Genomic DNA, 15,277 nt, shown 5'->3' on the forward strand with positions numbered 1-15,277 from the left:
GGTTATCCTTTTGGCGTTGCTCAAATTTTTTGCGGTAGGTTCTTCTAAAAAAGAACATAGCAGTGGATATGACGGCGAAAAAAATAAAAAGGTAGGCCGAATTACGATCTGTATTCCAATCCGTAAAAATCCTGTAGATGGAAAATACGGCTACAATTAAATATAAATACTCTGTATATCTTAAAATTTTAATCATCTATTTCTTCCTTGATTAACATTAAACCATAGGTTTTATGCGCGTTTAAAAAACTAAGGTCTTTTTTTATATCCATTCCTTCCCCATCCATTACCGTTCCATCCTCCGGATTGGTAAACCTAAACTTCTCCTGTGTAAAAGCCCATTCATTTCCCCTATCGTAAAATAATTGAGGAGCTTCTAATTTTTTACCATCATGTCCTTTAATCACAACATTGCCCTGAAGGTCCACTAGCGCGGTAGCGGCGTAATATATTCCATAATCGGCTTCAATAGTGGTCTTTTCATTTTTTTCGTTGAAAATTTCAATTAATAGTCCTTTTGGAAAAGTTTGATAGGGAAATATTAAGTTTTCGAAATCATTGCGTAACGGTCCTGAAAGTACAGCAAGTACTTTGGACGAACCTACACCTTCCGAGTTTATTTTTTCAGGTGTTTCGGTATAAGTAAGCACAAAGTTCTCGGCTACGCCTTGCGGATAAATTTTCTTCTGCGCTTCCTCACCTACACGTTGGTAACCATCCTTACAAGAAAAAAAAGCATTGCTATGGAAAATACCATGGCAATGCCTTTTAGTGTATCTGAAAAAGGTTTTATCATTTTACAAAGTAGGAACTTTTACGCTTCCCCCTACCCAACAGGAGAAAGAAACTGTTTTACCGGCCATTCCAGAACTAAAGATCATCTCTTTAGTAGGAGCCTTGGCGTTGTAACTAGCAGCTGATTGACTAGCAGAACTGCTTAAAGAGGGGTCTACTCTACCGGCCCGTCTAGCCATATCGGCAGCCTTCCAATACATGGCACGTTTTTCAAACGGAGTGCTACCACAATCATTGGCACTTGTTGCGTAGAGGTTAGCAATCAATAAATAAGCCCTACCGTTAGCCGGGTTGGCATCAATAGCTTTCTGGGCATAACTTCTTGCGGTGGACTTGCTTCCTTTTCTTTTATTGATTACGGCAACTTTGTACGCAATTTTGGATTTTTTGATGTTATCCGTTTCCAAAGTCAATGCCTTATCAAAATCTGCCATCGCTCCGCTAGAGTCACCACCTTTCATTTTTAAGGTACCACCATAAACGTAGGCATCTGCCGAGGGGTCTAACGCTAATTGTGCTTCAAAAAGCTTTTGGAACATTGGGTCGTCCGTACATTCCTTGTTGAACATAAGTCCTACTGCTCTTTTTACCCAAACTACATCGCTTTTCTTCTCTTCAAAACTTTTTTCGTATAATGGTATTAAGTTACTACAGTCAGCCAAAGGACCTAATTTGGAATCGATACTTCCCTCAATTTTACCATAATTCTCAGAATAAGAGTTATAGGATTTTAAAAGTCGTTTTTCTTTGGATGTTAACGTACCTGCTTCCTCCTTTGGAAGTAATACCGCAATTTTCTTAGTGATTCCATCATTTTCTACCTGAATTTTATCCGTTACCGCATCGTACACATCAAAAACTTCCTGTAAATCTTTTTTCCCATCATTATATAAATCCACCAGGCTAGAAAAATAAATATATAAAGCTTTGGGGTTAGTAAAGTTTTCAGCATCCTTCGTGAAAGCATCATCCATCATTTGATACATCTTGGCGTCGTCCGCCATTTTGTTATCGTACATTACCAAGGCCTTATCGATTTCAGTTTCTGCATAATTAGTTTTAGAAGCAAAATGCTTCATCTTATTGTCATACAATCCCATTAATTCAGTGGTAAATTTCTCCTTGTCCGCACCTGTTGCCTTATCAACTTTGTCCTTTAGAATACGCTCACCGTAAACGTAGATGGCGTTGTTCAATTGTGGACATGTTTCATAAACCATTTTCCAAGGCTCGTAAGCCGCTTCATAATTTTTAACCTTGGCGTGTTCCGAAAATATGGAAAGATTGGTCATACATTCAGGATTTTGCGCCTGAGCATTACTTACCCCCATCATTCCTAAGAACATAACTGCCGTGAAGTAAAGTTTCGTTTTCATCTTGCTAATTTTAAAGTGGTTAATGTACTAAATTTTTATTAATTTATTTTCCTTTTTACAAACCAACGGTCATTCAATGATAAACCAACGTTGATTTTTAAATAACTCTCTTCTATGAGATTGGCCCTTGTTGTTCCACGCCTTCCTAGTTCAAAACCAAGATTAAGATTGGAATAACTTCGGCCCAGCGGTAACCCTAAACCAAAAGTTATGCCAAAGTTATTTATATCAACATCATTGACGACCATTCCGCTCTTATCCAATCTAAGCCCGGCACGATACGTAATTCTTTTAAAATAGCTCGTAAAAGAAGTGTGGTCTGGCGTAAAAAACCCTCCCAGCGCAAAAGAGCTAGCGTCTTTATATTCAATGTTATCCGCTCCTAAAAAGGTATTTTCAAAAGAACTTAATCCTTGAAAACTATACTCCCCACCAATGAACCATTTATAATCTTCCCCGTAACCTATTCCTAAGGTCGTGGTCGTAGGGATTTTAAATTCGGTATTCCTAAGGTTCTGGGAATCGAGGTTCACATCTATTTCTTCAATATTGCCCCCCGTGGCCAAGGAAAAAGAACCAACCTGTCGTTCATTCTCAGAAACCAGGTTTCCTTGGGTATTTACTCTTATAGAACTATGTAGCCTGTACTTTTCCTTAATAATGGGACTATAGTTTAAAGCGTAGTTAAAATCAAACCCGTTTACTTTAGAATTTCTTCTATCGAACGTACCAAACTGTAAATCTTCTTGCTGCTGTAGACGCTCACTCTCTAAATTCCCAAAATTGAAATTTGCAGTAACTCCTATACTTAAATCTTTCAGAAATTCGTATCCAACCGAATAATATACCTTATTTAACCCCCCAGAACCGTTGAAAACATTGGTCAACGCCTGGCCATTAGCAGTTCTTTCATCTACTAAATTATATCCTACGGATGAATAGGGCATCAGGCCAAAGCCCATACCAAGACCTTTTCCAAGGCTAAAACCAAGGGCTACATAATCCAAATTAGTAATTGAACTATTTTGCTCCTCCGTAAAACTCTTAAGTCGAATTTGTTTGTTGGAGATACCTGCAGTGTACGTAACCAGACCAACCTTTTCTAAGGCCTTTAACCCCAATTCCCCATAGGAAGCAGGGTTTTGCAAATTTATATGGATACTATCGGCATAGACTCCAATACTCCCCATCATTTGATTTTCTACTGTACTGGTATTTCTTAAATCACCAATGCCAAAAAAGGAATAGGGAGAAATTGTACCATCCTGAGCGTACGCACCCATATAGGAAAAGCATACAATTGCAATTACAATTTTTTGATCATCTAATGCTTGTTGTATTCCAGCAAATAATTAAGTCCTTTCAAGAGGAATTTGGAATCCGCAAAGATGGTATTTTTTAGTCGTTTAGACAAAAATTGAGCATCGCCCCCTGTTAAAATAACTGTTAAATCTTTAAAACGAGATTTGTATTGGTTGATAACCCCATCAATCTCATTGGTAATGCCATTAATGACACCGCTATGCATACAGTTTTCCGTAGAATTACCAATATAATCCAATACCTCTTTCTTTTGGAGGCTTGGAAGGTTTGCGGTATGTTCATGCATTGCAGTGTACCTCATCTGAATGCCCGGAGAAATTGCCCCGCCCAAGTACTCGTCAAAATCGTTGATGATATCATATGTGATACAACTACCTGCATCTATAACAAGAGTGTTGCTATGTGGAGCCCTGTAATAAGCGGCAGTTACCAGCGCCATACGATCAACCCCCAAGGTTTGCGGAGAAGTATAGGAGTTTTTATAGGGTATTTTGGACTGACTCGATAATGAGTGAACCTTACAAAAAACCGAAATCACCTTTACATTTTCCTCCGCCAGAATCCCTACATTAGAGACAATAGCTCGGTTGATATTGGGGTATCTCTTGAAAATATTCTTAACAGCATCTAAAAAAGTATTTTGGTCCACAGCTTCATCGTGAACTAGCGTTTTTTTCCGAAAGATGGCCAGTTTAATTTTTGTGTTGCCGGCGTCTATGATTAGGTTCATGGTACAAAGATTATAAATAAGTAAAAAACAGCAGCCTTTTTTCCCTTTTTTGTTTGGATATCCTAAATTTGAAATTATATTTGCAGCCGCTTAACGGCATGGTGCCTTAGCTCAGTTGGTAGAGCAATGGACTGAAAATCCATGTGTCCCTGGTTCGATTCCTGGAGGCACCACATAGAAAAACCGCATATATCTGACATACAAGATATTGCGGTTTTCTTGTTTTTTAAAGGGACAACACGAGGGGCGACATTTCCATTTTTAACCTATCTAAATCCTGTTTAATTCAAGTTTACACTAGAGTATTTTATCCTTTTTCCTAGTCAAAAATTAAAAAACCTCAAATTTCACATAGGGGATATGGTCAAAAATGAACGTTTTTATGCCAATTATACCTATGGTAGTATGAGACAGGGGATAGAAAATAATTTTTAGAAGAAACCGAAAAAAACCGCATACTGGTGTATAGCACCCAAACTACATACTTATAAAAAGGCTCTTTTTAAGAATAAATAATCATTTTGGTCAAATCACCTAATAGAGACAAGTTTTCTAACATAAATTGATGCCAAGGTAAACTATCGACACCCTACAAAAAAGGTATACGGGCGCATAGATTTAAAAAGCGGGGAAAACGGCTATATTCTAACATGCCAAAATTGATATATTTACATGGTTTAAGGGTAGGTTAACACACAAGCTCTCCCCCTTTTTTAAAGCGAAAATTTGAAAGTAAACAAAGTATTAGACATAAAAGATTACGGAGCAGTAGATTTAAATAATCCAAGAGAAGCTTTAGACTATTTTATTTACCTTACAGGAGATGAATTTAGGTTGGCAAGCTTAACTCTACATTTTAGTCTAGACAATTATTCGTTGTCCACCTATAATGAAGAATACTTAGAAAAGGAAGATTATTTTATGAAGTATATGTTGCCATTTCACTTTGGAGGGCAGTTTTATGACACTTTTATAAGCACTAAGGAAGTTTTTATTTTTAATAAGTACTTTTTTGAAAATAGTAGCTCAACCGATATTGAAAAAAAATCAAAACTCAACACCACTATTAATAATATTAAGAAGCTCTTAGACATAATTTCTAAAACTACCAAGAGAAACGACTTTAGTTATAAGGAAATTGAAGAACAGAAGCTAATAGCTAGAGAATTTGAAATTGAATTTACTAATAAGATGGTTTGTCATGAATATACAGATGATAAAACTATAGTTATTAAATCGTATCCATATAAATTGTTACTCTTCTGTTTAGGAGTTGATTTAAAAAGAATTTTAGAAAAAATTTATATCGATTTTGCCGCCTTCATAGTATCTCAATCTTTTGAAGATATAGAAACGAAAGTAATTTCAAAAACAAACCCATTTCCAAGAATATTTAAGGACTATAATTCTTATGTCTTATTTGATAATCTAAAAGACAATATATGTACTACTCAAAGAACAGAATTAGCTGATTATAGCTTTGTTTTCAGAATCTTACAACGGGACAAGTATCTTTATGAAAACGTACAAGAAAGAGAGTTTCGAGAATTTATATTTTCCAACTATCAAGTAAACTTGGAAAAATTAAAAACTCTCAATAATTGCTCTCCTCAAAAAAAAATTGACCTCTACAATCTTACCAGACAACAAAGCGAACCCAGATAGTACGTTTTCGTTTCTAACAGGTGTGTTCTGTCAGCTAATCTTGCACTATAAAATTATAAAAGCAAGAAAAAATGAGAGAACAAAGTTTTCAAATGATAAATCTGTCAATGGATGATTTATCAAAGCTAATTACAAGTTGTATTTCCGAACAGTTTAAAGTTATTAGGGAGTACAATCACTCCAAACCATCAGAAAAAGAAAAAGAGATACTTTCTGTAGATGAAGTTACAGACCTCTTAGGTCTCAGCAAGACAACCTTATGGAAATACCGCAAAAATGGCACCTTGCCAGCTAAAAAGGTTGGAAGTCGAGTTTATTACTCCAGAGCTGAATTGTTTAACTTTTTAAACAATGCGGGATAATGGTAGATTTAATAAAGTACTTTCTAACTAACAGGGAGTTAGCCGTAAAGAATATAGAAGATTCAAATAACGTGGATTTAAGAATATGCATTAACTCTAAAACTGGAGAAATTTTAGATAAGCGAACAGCATATTATAAAAATATGTTTATTGAAATTACTGAAAATCGAGCCACTCTAAAAGGGAGTATTCATAAATATTTTAATGTTATAGAAGATTATGGAGAGCAAAATTTTAATGATTTTAGCTATTGTGATTTCAAATATGCGATAAACAATTTGCAAAATACATTTCATATAAACGATGAAGAAACTCACATAACTAATTTGGAATTTGGGTTAAACATTGACATCGATATAAATCCTCAAAAACTCATTGACAATTATATTTTAATGTATGACTTCAAACCCCCTAATAGAAATGAGAAGTTTTATGGTAAAGGAGATTATCTAGAATTTAAAACAACTGACTACAGCCTGAAAATCTACAATAAATCGAAACAAAACTCTTTAAAAAATAGAAACATACTCAGGGTGGAGCTAAAAATAACTGGGGCGAGGTATTTAAAAAAACATTTTAGCATCTACTCCCTAAATGATTTGGACAAGAATAGGTTTAAGCGGCTATTTGAGAAGCTTTTAGAGCATTTCGATAAACTTCTAATAGTTGACGCTCTGAGTATAAAAAATCTCAACAGAATAGACGAAATGATACTTTTTCAAAATGGCATTAGCTCATCTTATTGGAAAGAGTTGAAAAATGCTGAATCTTATAAATTTAGAAGTAGGTGTAAAGAAGATTTCCATAAAGTTTTAAAAAAACACAACCTACTTAAAACAAAAACTATGTTGAAAGTCCAATTAAAATTTAAATACAAAGAACTAATGAATTGCGATTGTGCAATATTTAAAAATGTTGCTTAGTATAAAGAGGGGAATTGTAAGTAGTTATATAGTTTACAATTCTTCCCTTACAACACTATTTTTCACAGCTTATATTAATTATCTAACTCAAAATTCAAAAACAAAAAAACCATATAATTTTAAAAAAATTAAAGAACATTACAGAATCACACAACTCATTTCTAACGTTTCTTAGTAACTGACAAATTGTATGTAGCTCCTAAATAAAATCCTCTCTCAATCTTTTCAAAAGTTGGAATAGCAGTAACCGAAGCAGGAACAAATAACCCTTCAGAATCCATATCTACAGAACCTGATAGTATTTTTATTTTTGCAAGACTCATTCCCACATTTAAGGCTACTTGATTTTTCCTGCCAAAAATGAAGCTGCCACCGATTAGATATCTTGTTTTACCGTCTAATGGAGACAATGTAGCCCCCATGCTTAATCCTGCTTTAAACGAACTAGCAAATTTATATGATACGTGCCCTAAAGCCCCAAAGGAAACATCAAAATCTCTCGTATCTTCTTCAATTATATTAGTTCTAGTTGTATCTCCTTCTCTCCCCATAAGAAAATAAGACCGCTCCACTAAATCTGAATAGAAAAATCCAGTAGTAAAATCAAAACTTAACCCACCTGAAGAATAAACGGAAAAAGGTTTTTTAAATAGAGTGTCATTAACATAAGTATTAATCAAAGTTATGTCGATGTCTACACCATCTTTTGAAGGACTAAATTTTATTGACTTTGTTTTATTTTCAGAAGTCTGAGATTTATGGATGAAGTTTGAGTATTTACGAAAATCCTTTTTACCCATTTCTTCAGCTAAAAAAACTAATTGAGAATATGGCTCTAGTATATCTGAATTTGGCTGTTTTAGTTTTTCTAAATAAGAATAAAATAAAGATTTGCTAGACTCAATGTATTTCTGATATTCAATAATTTTGTTATTCAGGGACTCTAGATAGTCATTTTCTTTAATCAACTTATAATTAAGAGAATCTCCATCGGCTTCTTTCAAAACACCAAACTTCTCCAAAACGTTCTTATACATGTTTTTTGCAATACCATTCTCAGACGAGTAAATGGTTTCATTATACAAAGAGTCTGATTTCTTCTTTAAAAAGACCAAAGATGTATAATTGTCCAGTGCTCCTTTATAAATAGCCTTCAAATATTTAATTGTGTTATAGTCTGGGTCACTATCCTTGCCCTCATCCATTGTGGATGATTTACTTTCTAGCTCCCCTGATTCAGTAATCCCAATAAAGATAGGCTTAATGATTTCTGGAGTTTTTGATGAAAAGACAAAAGGCTTAAATTCTATTTTTGAATTTATTACGGCAGTATTTAACCCCTTAATGAAGACTTGATATATCTTACCTTTTTTCAGTTCGAGACTCCTTTGAAATTTTGGTTCTTCATTATCATCATTTTCTTTGTTTAATTTTAATTGCTTCTTATCCTTGTCGTATACTAGTTCTATTTGAGCCTCAATTTCTTTCTCCTTTGGAGTATTTGCTGTTCCCTTTTCTATATTTTCGACTTCTGACTTTTGTTTTACATCTTTTTTTTGTTGAGAGTAGGAATGGACAAATGTGAAAATCATTATTACAGTAAGTAAGTTTCTTATTTCCATAATCTCTATTCTAATAATTGTTTTACTCTGAAGTTTGCAACTGTTAAAGATGCTCTATTCAGCAATTTCGAATTGTTACTTTTACACGAACGACTTATATCAACATTCCCCATGGGTATACTTTTATAGGTTACGTTAGGATTTGACCAATATGGAATTCTTTTACTCCTACAATTCGAATAGCTCATAACTGTCCTCCATGGTCGTGAAGCATCGCAGTATTCATAGCCATGATTAAAATCGAAGGGCGTTGGTTTCTCATCATTTTTGCAATCATGCCTTCCTCCCATAAGGTGAGCAACCTCATGTCCAAATGAATAATATCCTGTAGCACAGCTTCTTTTTACTACGCAATAGGCATTAGGCGCAAATTTTGATGATATTTTTTTTGTATCCCATAAGCCCTGCCACAACTTCCAGTTAAACTCTCAACTATAAAAACTACTATATCAGCCTTAACTTGATTCCTTCTACCTTCTACTTCCTTATTTTCTTTTATCCAAATAACGTCACTCTTAGAACTACCAGTTTCCTCATAATTTAGTTCCATAGTTCCTGCCAATCTCAATCTATGGGATACATTACTATTTTGATAGGATAGATTTGTTTCCGTAAGCGCTAAGCCTATTTCTGAATTGATATAAGAAAGGCCTCCAGACGCTGTTTTCGACTTTCCAGTATAACAAACTAATACATCAATGAATTCATTTGAATCTTGCAGATTGCCCTCATCTTCTAATTCATCATCATCATAATCGAATTCGTATAACGGCTCGTCTTCGTCAAAGAAGGTTTCTTGGTTTATTCTTTGAATACTATAGCTCTGATTATCTTTCCTTAACTCGTATTTAGTTTCATCAAAATAAAATGAAGCACTATAAATTGAATCAGATTTATAAATAGTAAATGAAGAATTTTCTTTATCCAGAATACCATTCCAAAGCTCATCGTTCGATTCCAACTTTTCTACTTGTTGAACAGTAAACTCCAAAGTATCGCCAAATAATTCTGCTTTAAACGAATTATTTATGGACAGAATTTCGGGATTAAAATCCACTTCTTGATAACCAAGAAGACCTTCAAGCTTGTCAAAATCCTCTTCAGAATATAAATTAATTGAATCCTCAAGGATAGCAAGCATGCCTCCATTGTTTTTAACTAATGCCCATTGTCTGGTACCCAGAGTATCTATTTTAAATGGTAGTTCATAGCTTCCAACTGAGTCTTTATCCAAAAAAATCGAAGGCAATAATTGGGTGTTATTTTTATCCTTTCCTTTAAACAAAAGGATTTCTTCTTGAGGTTCTTCTTTTCCTCTATTTTCATCTTCGTTTTTTTTATCAAAAAAACCACATGAGTAAAATATCATAACTAGTAGAAGTAAAATAAACTTAACATTGAAATTCATAAAAGATTTAAATAATAGTTTCATAATGAAAATTTTAATCCAAAATCGTGAACAATAATTAAAGTTTAAATACCCATTGGCGGGTATTTTCAACATCTATATTGTTAAATATATACTATGGGGGAAGTAAAAATGTAGGTGATGAATTATTTTGAGGAATCTAAATATAACAAAAAATTAACAAGAAACCAATTACTATTATGCATGGCAATTTGTAAGAATCACTAAGCCAAAGAAAGAAGGTCGAAACTTAATTAAAATTATGCTTTTGTTCTTTACTACTTCTTGGTATACGCGTAGGTAGTTTTTGACGAAAATATCAACGCAAGTTTAAAATATAGTATTTATAGTGTTATTCAACTTTAAAATTAAAGTTGACTGATATTAAAAAAAGAACAAAATATCCAAACCCAATCATGAAAATGAATTTAAAGTCCCTTAATGTTGCCTTAAAATAGTATTGAACTTTGTTAGAATATTTTTTAAACGAGTAATACATATTACTAACCCTAAATTCGCCGCCATCAAAAGTTAAGTAAGTGCCGAATGGAGTGGTTAAATATATTTCTGAAACCTTTGCACCATAAGACACTTCCCTGGTAAAAGATACTTTGTCATTGTTATTCTGAGAAGTTGCACTAGGTTCTTCTAGATAGGAAAATTTGCCAAAATGCTCAATAGTAAATACAGTTATTAGACCTAACACCAAACATGTTATAATAGCTTTTATCGTTTTGGAGCTTACTTTAATTGTTTTCTTTTCATTCATACTATTTCAACATACCGTATAGTTTTTCAAATATAAAAGTAAAATTCAATACAGGGCTCATATGCCCTCTTTTTAATGACTCCAAAAATCTATTTTGTAATTGGACTAATATTTAAGGATGCCATTAGCAAAAGAAGAAAATAGCTATTTAAAAAAACTTGGCAAACGTATTGTGGTAATCAGAGAAAGTAAAGGCATAAAACAAAAAGAGCTTTCTGATTTGCTGGATATGGATGATGGTTCCTTAAGGAGGATAGAGTCAGGCAGAACTAATCCAACAACTACGACTCTTTTAAGTCTATCCAAAGCCCTTGGCGTTGAAATGTCAGAATTATTTCAGTTTTAACATTTTAACGCATAATTCACTTTCCTGCTAAACCTAAGTAAAAATTTTCTTACATTTAAACGTTGTTTTACATAACGACCTCCTCCCTTTTATTAATTTTAGCTCAGTACATCTTTGATGTGAAAGATAGTACGGTAATTTTTTAATTTAAGTAACCAAACATTAAATAAGCGATGCACATAACCAATTTAAAATTATGGAACTATAGAAAATATGGTAGCCTCGCACAGTTCGATTTACAAAAACCAAATTTGAATTTAGGTTTTACCAATGGATTAAATGTTTTAATCGGAGAAAATGATTCTGGCAAGACTGCAATAATAGATTCAATAAAAACTGTTTTAAAAACTCATAGCTATGAATGGATTAGAATTGATGAGCAAGATTTTTTTAGCGGAACAAATAGATTTAGAATAGAAATTGTTTTTGATGGCTTAAGCAATAATGAAGCAAAGAATTTTACTGAATGGTTAGGATGGTATGGAGAAGGAGAAGATGCAAAGCCATTTTTAAGGTTAATATATGATGTGTCCAAAGTAAATGGCAGAATCATTAATTCAGATATAAAGGCTGGAGTTGATGATGAAGGTTATCAATTAACTTTTGAAGCAAAGGAATACTTAAAGTCTACTTATCTAAAACCCTTAAGAGACGCCAAAAATGAATTAATTCCAAAAAAGAACTCTAGGCTTTCTCAAATACTTCAAGAGCATAAGGCATTTAGCGGCGACGATAACACTCATCATTTAATTACAATTTTCCAAAGGTTCAATAATTCTATTAAAGAATATTTTGAAGGAAATGATGGAGAGGGCAATCAATTAGTTGCAGACCAGAATGGAAAGGATTTAAAAGATGAGATAGATAAATATTTAAAATCCTTTTATGATTCAACAAAAGAAACAGAAATAAGTGTTGTTAAAGCTCGTCTTAAGCAAATACTAGAAAAGTTAGAGTTATTGGTTAAGGACGAAATTAACATTGGTCTAGGAACTCTTAATAGGCTTTTTATGGCTTCAGAATTATTACATCTTAATAAACAAGATTGGTCAGGGATAAGGTTAGGCTTAATAGAAGAGTTGGAAGCACATCTTCACCCTCAAGCTCAAATGAAAGTTATTGAGTCCCTACAAAGACAAGATAAAGTTCAACTTATTCTAACGACTCATAGCCCAAATCTCGCTTCAAAGGTAAAATTGAAAGATATAATTCTCTGTTCTAAAAATAGTGCTTTTCCAATGGGAGAAAATTACACTATGCTTAGTGGGGATGATTATAAATTCCTTGAGAGATTTCTAGATGTAACTAAAGCTAATCTGTTTTTTGCTAAAGGGGTAATAATAGTTGAGGGTTGGTCTGAAGAAATTTTAATTCCTGTATTGGCAAAAAAAATGAAATCATTAGGAATCATAGAAAAAGATTTAACAGAGGCTGGAGTTTCAATTGTAAATGTCGGAAGTACTGCATTGCTGAGGTACTCAAAAATTTTTGAAAGAAAAGAAGAACCTTATATCGAAATTCCTATTTCAGTTATCACAGATTTAGATTTAAGTCATTATTCAAAAGATTTATCTATAGATGGAGATGGAAAGCCTAACAAAGATGAAAAAGGAAGAAAAATATACAATTACAATAAGTTAACAGATACCATAATAGTTCCTTTAGAGACAGTTGCAATTAGAGAATTGGTAGAACACTATGAATCTCAAAGTATCAAAGCCTTTATAACAGGTAATTGGACTTTAGAATATAACCTCTATAAATCTGAAGGATTGAAAGATGTATTTATAGAAGTCGTTAAATCAATTCATTCAAGAACAGATTGGGAAACTGACCCAGAAATGGAGTTAGCAAAAAAATTAATAAATAAAGGGCTAAAAAAATCAGAAATAGCATACCAAGTTGCCCAAAAAATTGAAGAAGATATTAACTTAGAAGAGCCTCAAATCAATTTCTCTGAAACAGACTCTATGCAAGCATTATTAAAAGCCATTGTGTATGCCTGCAATAATTAACATTACCGATGAGGATATTACTTATTCTGAAAGCATATTATTAAAGGAGACTCAAAAATTTGATGATGAAAGGGTAGATTTTATTAAGAATTTTGACACACTTGATTTACAAGCTGTTCCTGGTAGTGGGAAAACTACAGTTTTGCTTGCTAAATTACTTATTCTTGAGAGGTATATGCCTTTGAAAAAAAATAGAGGTGTATTAGTTCTATCACATACAAATGTAGCTATAGATGAAATAACTGAAAGAATAGGGAAGCATTGTCCTAAACTATTTTCTTTTCCAAATTTTATAGGAACTATTCAAAGCTTTGTAGACCAGTTTTTAGCTATTCCTTATTACAATACAATTGTTAAAAAAAAACCATATCGTATTGATAATGAAATTTATGACGAACAAATTGAAAAATACTCTTTGCCCTATGGAGCAAACAATTGGGTTAATCAGAAACGTGACCCATTAAAGTTTTTGAAGGATTTAAGACTGGATGAAAACTCCCTATTAACATCTGGAGTTAATAAAAATGCTGAAGATTTTGAATTAAAAAATCCAGAAACACCCACTTACAAAGCTCTAGTCAAAATGAAAAAAACGATTCTGACAAGAGGTTATTTGCATTTCGACGATGCATATTTACTTGCATTTAAATCTCTTAATGACTATCCGAAATTAAAAAAATTCTTCAAAAAAGGTTTGAGCATGTTTTTGTTGATGAGATGCAGGATATGGATAAGCATCAGTATGATTTACTAGAAAGAGTTTTTTATGATGAAGGAAATGGCAAATCATTTTACCAAAGAATCGGAGATAAAAATCAGGCTATTTTTAATGGGGAGGTTTCTTTAGAAGAAATTTGGAATGATAGAGAAAATATTTTAAAGTTAAAAGGAAGTCATAGGCTTACTAGTATTAATGCTGAGGTAGTCAATTGTTTAATATTAGAAAGAGATGAAAACTATGAAGTAATTGGATTAAATTCTGGAACCATTAAACCTCATATATTAGTTTATACAGACGATAGTATCGATAATGTAATTCCTTCATATTCTAAAATAATTAAAGAGTTCATTGATTCAGATGAGATTAAGCATGACGACAAAAAAAATATAATGTTGTTGGATGGATTAAAGAACATTCTGAAGACCACAAAACTAGCATAAAAGATTATTGTGATGATTTTGAAGTAAGTAAGTCCATTCAAAAAATAGATTATTTGAATTTAGATACATATCTAAAATTATGTGACAAATCGAAAAGGACACTGGAGCCATATAGAAAAAACATTTTAAACGCTTTAATCAGAATCCTTAGATATGAAGATGTTATTAACTTAATAACTAATAGACCATACACTAAGAAAAATTTAATGACTTATCTTAAAGTAAATTTCTTTGATGAGTACGAATTGTTAAAGCTTAATTTATTTAACTGGTCTATAGCCTTGATTAAAGGCAGTTTCGAAAATGTTTATCAAGAAGTAAAAAATTACATTCCTAGTTTCCTATCAATTTTTGAAAAAAATATTATTAATTCAATTGACTTTGTCAATAATCCTAGTGATGAAATAGTTGTTGAAGTTGATGCTAGTAATCAATCTCGGAATACCGTTAATCATCATGGATTTGATATTAATATAGGAACTATTCACTCTGCAAAAGGACAAACACATACTTGTACATTGTATTTAGAAACTTTTCATAAAAATGGAGGTGGTGGAAATTATGAATGGCAAAGACTACATAACCAGTTAAAATACACACCGTTTATAAGTAGTACAACCAAAATTGTCAAACAGACACTAAAAATGGCTTATGTTGGTCTATCCAGACCTACTGATTTATTGTGCATTGCAATTCATCAGGAGCGATTCAACATTAATTTAAGTGATATTGACACTGACAAATGGAATGTAATAAATGTCAACAACCCCGAATTATAAAAT

At 32.7% G+C, this 15,277-nt stretch carries 14 protein-coding genes, 1 tRNA gene and 1 pseudogene; 8 read left to right on the plus strand and 8 right to left on the minus strand.

The features are described from left to right. Window positions 1–188: 188 nt before the first annotated feature. From lptC to N8A89_RS05450, 4 genes are all read right to left on the minus strand, one after another. The gene (lptC, locus tag N8A89_RS05435; protein WP_281541341.1) at window positions 189–650 is read right to left on the minus strand and encodes an LPS export ABC transporter periplasmic protein LptC; all 462 of its coding nucleotides are present in this window, start codon (window positions 648–650) and stop codon (window positions 189–191) included. 147 nt (window positions 651–797) lie between these two features. Beyond that, a complete protein-coding gene (locus tag N8A89_RS05440; protein ID WP_281541342.1) occupies window positions 798–2,171 on the minus strand; it encodes a tetratricopeptide repeat protein in 1,374 nt (457 codons plus the stop codon). A gap of 38 nt (window positions 2,172–2,209) precedes the next feature. Next, window positions 2,210–3,511: a BamG family beta-barrel-assembly machinery protein gene (gene bamG / locus N8A89_RS05445; RefSeq protein WP_488251364.1), complete on the minus strand. Its 1,302-nt coding sequence runs from the start codon at window positions 3,509–3,511 to the stop codon at window positions 2,210–2,212. Next, window positions 3,496–4,224, minus strand: coding sequence for a type III pantothenate kinase (locus tag N8A89_RS05450; protein ID WP_281541343.1), 729 nt, complete (start codon window positions 4,222–4,224; stop codon window positions 3,496–3,498). Before N8A89_RS05450 ends, bamG begins: the two co-directional genes overlap by 16 nt. 100 nt (window positions 4,225–4,324) lie before the next feature. On the opposite strand from N8A89_RS05450, the gene N8A89_RS05455 reads away from it, so the two are divergent. From N8A89_RS05455 to N8A89_RS05470, 4 genes are all read left to right on the plus strand, one after another. Continuing rightward, window positions 4,325–4,397, plus strand: a tRNA-Phe gene (locus N8A89_RS05455). 553 nt (window positions 4,398–4,950) lie between these two features. Next, window positions 4,951–5,889: a hypothetical protein gene (locus N8A89_RS05460; protein ID WP_289645040.1), complete on the plus strand. Its 939-nt coding sequence runs from the start codon at window positions 4,951–4,953 to the stop codon at window positions 5,887–5,889. A 71-nt stretch (window positions 5,890–5,960) separates the two neighbouring features. Continuing rightward, window positions 5,961–6,251: a helix-turn-helix domain-containing protein gene (locus N8A89_RS05465; protein ID WP_281541346.1), complete on the plus strand. Its 291-nt coding sequence runs from the start codon at window positions 5,961–5,963 to the stop codon at window positions 6,249–6,251. Beyond that, entirely contained in the window at window positions 6,251–7,174 is a 924-nt protein-coding gene (locus N8A89_RS05470; protein WP_281541347.1) for a hypothetical protein, read from the plus strand. Before N8A89_RS05465 ends, N8A89_RS05470 begins: the two co-directional genes overlap by 1 nt. A gap of 161 nt (window positions 7,175–7,335) precedes the next feature. Here N8A89_RS05470 and N8A89_RS05475 read toward each other — a convergent pair whose 3' ends face one another. From N8A89_RS05475 to N8A89_RS05490, 4 genes are all read right to left on the minus strand, one after another. Beyond that, window positions 7,336–8,796, minus strand: a complete 1,461-nt coding sequence (locus tag N8A89_RS05475; protein WP_281541348.1) for a hypothetical protein — start codon at window positions 8,794–8,796, stop codon at window positions 7,336–7,338. A gap of 5 nt (window positions 8,797–8,801) precedes the next feature. Next, on the minus strand, window positions 8,802–9,086 hold the full coding sequence (locus tag N8A89_RS17770; protein WP_430682085.1) for a hypothetical protein: 285 nt from the start codon (window positions 9,084–9,086) through the stop codon (window positions 8,802–8,804). A gap of 56 nt (window positions 9,087–9,142) precedes the next feature. After that, window positions 9,143–10,228 (minus strand): hypothetical protein, encoded by a 1,086-nt coding sequence (locus tag N8A89_RS05485; protein ID WP_289645041.1) that lies wholly within the window; start codon window positions 10,226–10,228, stop codon window positions 9,143–9,145. Between the two features lie 328 nt (window positions 10,229–10,556). Next, window positions 10,557–10,973: a hypothetical protein gene (locus N8A89_RS05490; protein WP_289645042.1), complete on the minus strand. Its 417-nt coding sequence runs from the start codon at window positions 10,971–10,973 to the stop codon at window positions 10,557–10,559. A 118-nt stretch (window positions 10,974–11,091) separates the two neighbouring features. On the opposite strand from N8A89_RS05490, the gene N8A89_RS05495 reads away from it, so the two are divergent. From N8A89_RS05495 to N8A89_RS05515, 4 genes and pseudogenes are all read left to right on the plus strand, one after another. Continuing rightward, entirely contained in the window at window positions 11,092–11,319 is a 228-nt protein-coding gene (locus tag N8A89_RS05495) for a helix-turn-helix domain-containing protein (RefSeq protein WP_281541352.1), read from the plus strand. A 173-nt stretch (window positions 11,320–11,492) separates the two neighbouring features. Then, window positions 11,493–13,334 carry an ATP-dependent nuclease gene (locus N8A89_RS05500; RefSeq protein WP_289645043.1) on the plus strand — a complete coding sequence of 614 codons (1,842 nt, stop codon included), beginning with the start codon at window positions 11,493–11,495 and terminating at the stop codon, window positions 13,332–13,334. Continuing rightward, window positions 13,318–14,495: pseudogene (locus tag N8A89_RS05505) on the plus strand (UvrD-helicase domain-containing protein). Before N8A89_RS05500 ends, N8A89_RS05505 begins: the two are co-directional and overlap by 17 nt. A 53-nt stretch (window positions 14,496–14,548) precedes the next feature. Then, window positions 14,549–15,274, plus strand: coding sequence for a hypothetical protein (locus N8A89_RS05515; RefSeq protein ID WP_289645046.1), 726 nt, complete (start codon window positions 14,549–14,551; stop codon window positions 15,272–15,274). Window positions 15,275–15,277: the final 3 nt, after the last annotated feature.

The sequence above is a fragment of the Maribacter aestuarii genome (genome assembly GCF_027474845.2).
GTDB lineage: Bacteria > Bacteroidota > Bacteroidia > Flavobacteriales > Flavobacteriaceae > Maribacter > Maribacter aestuarii.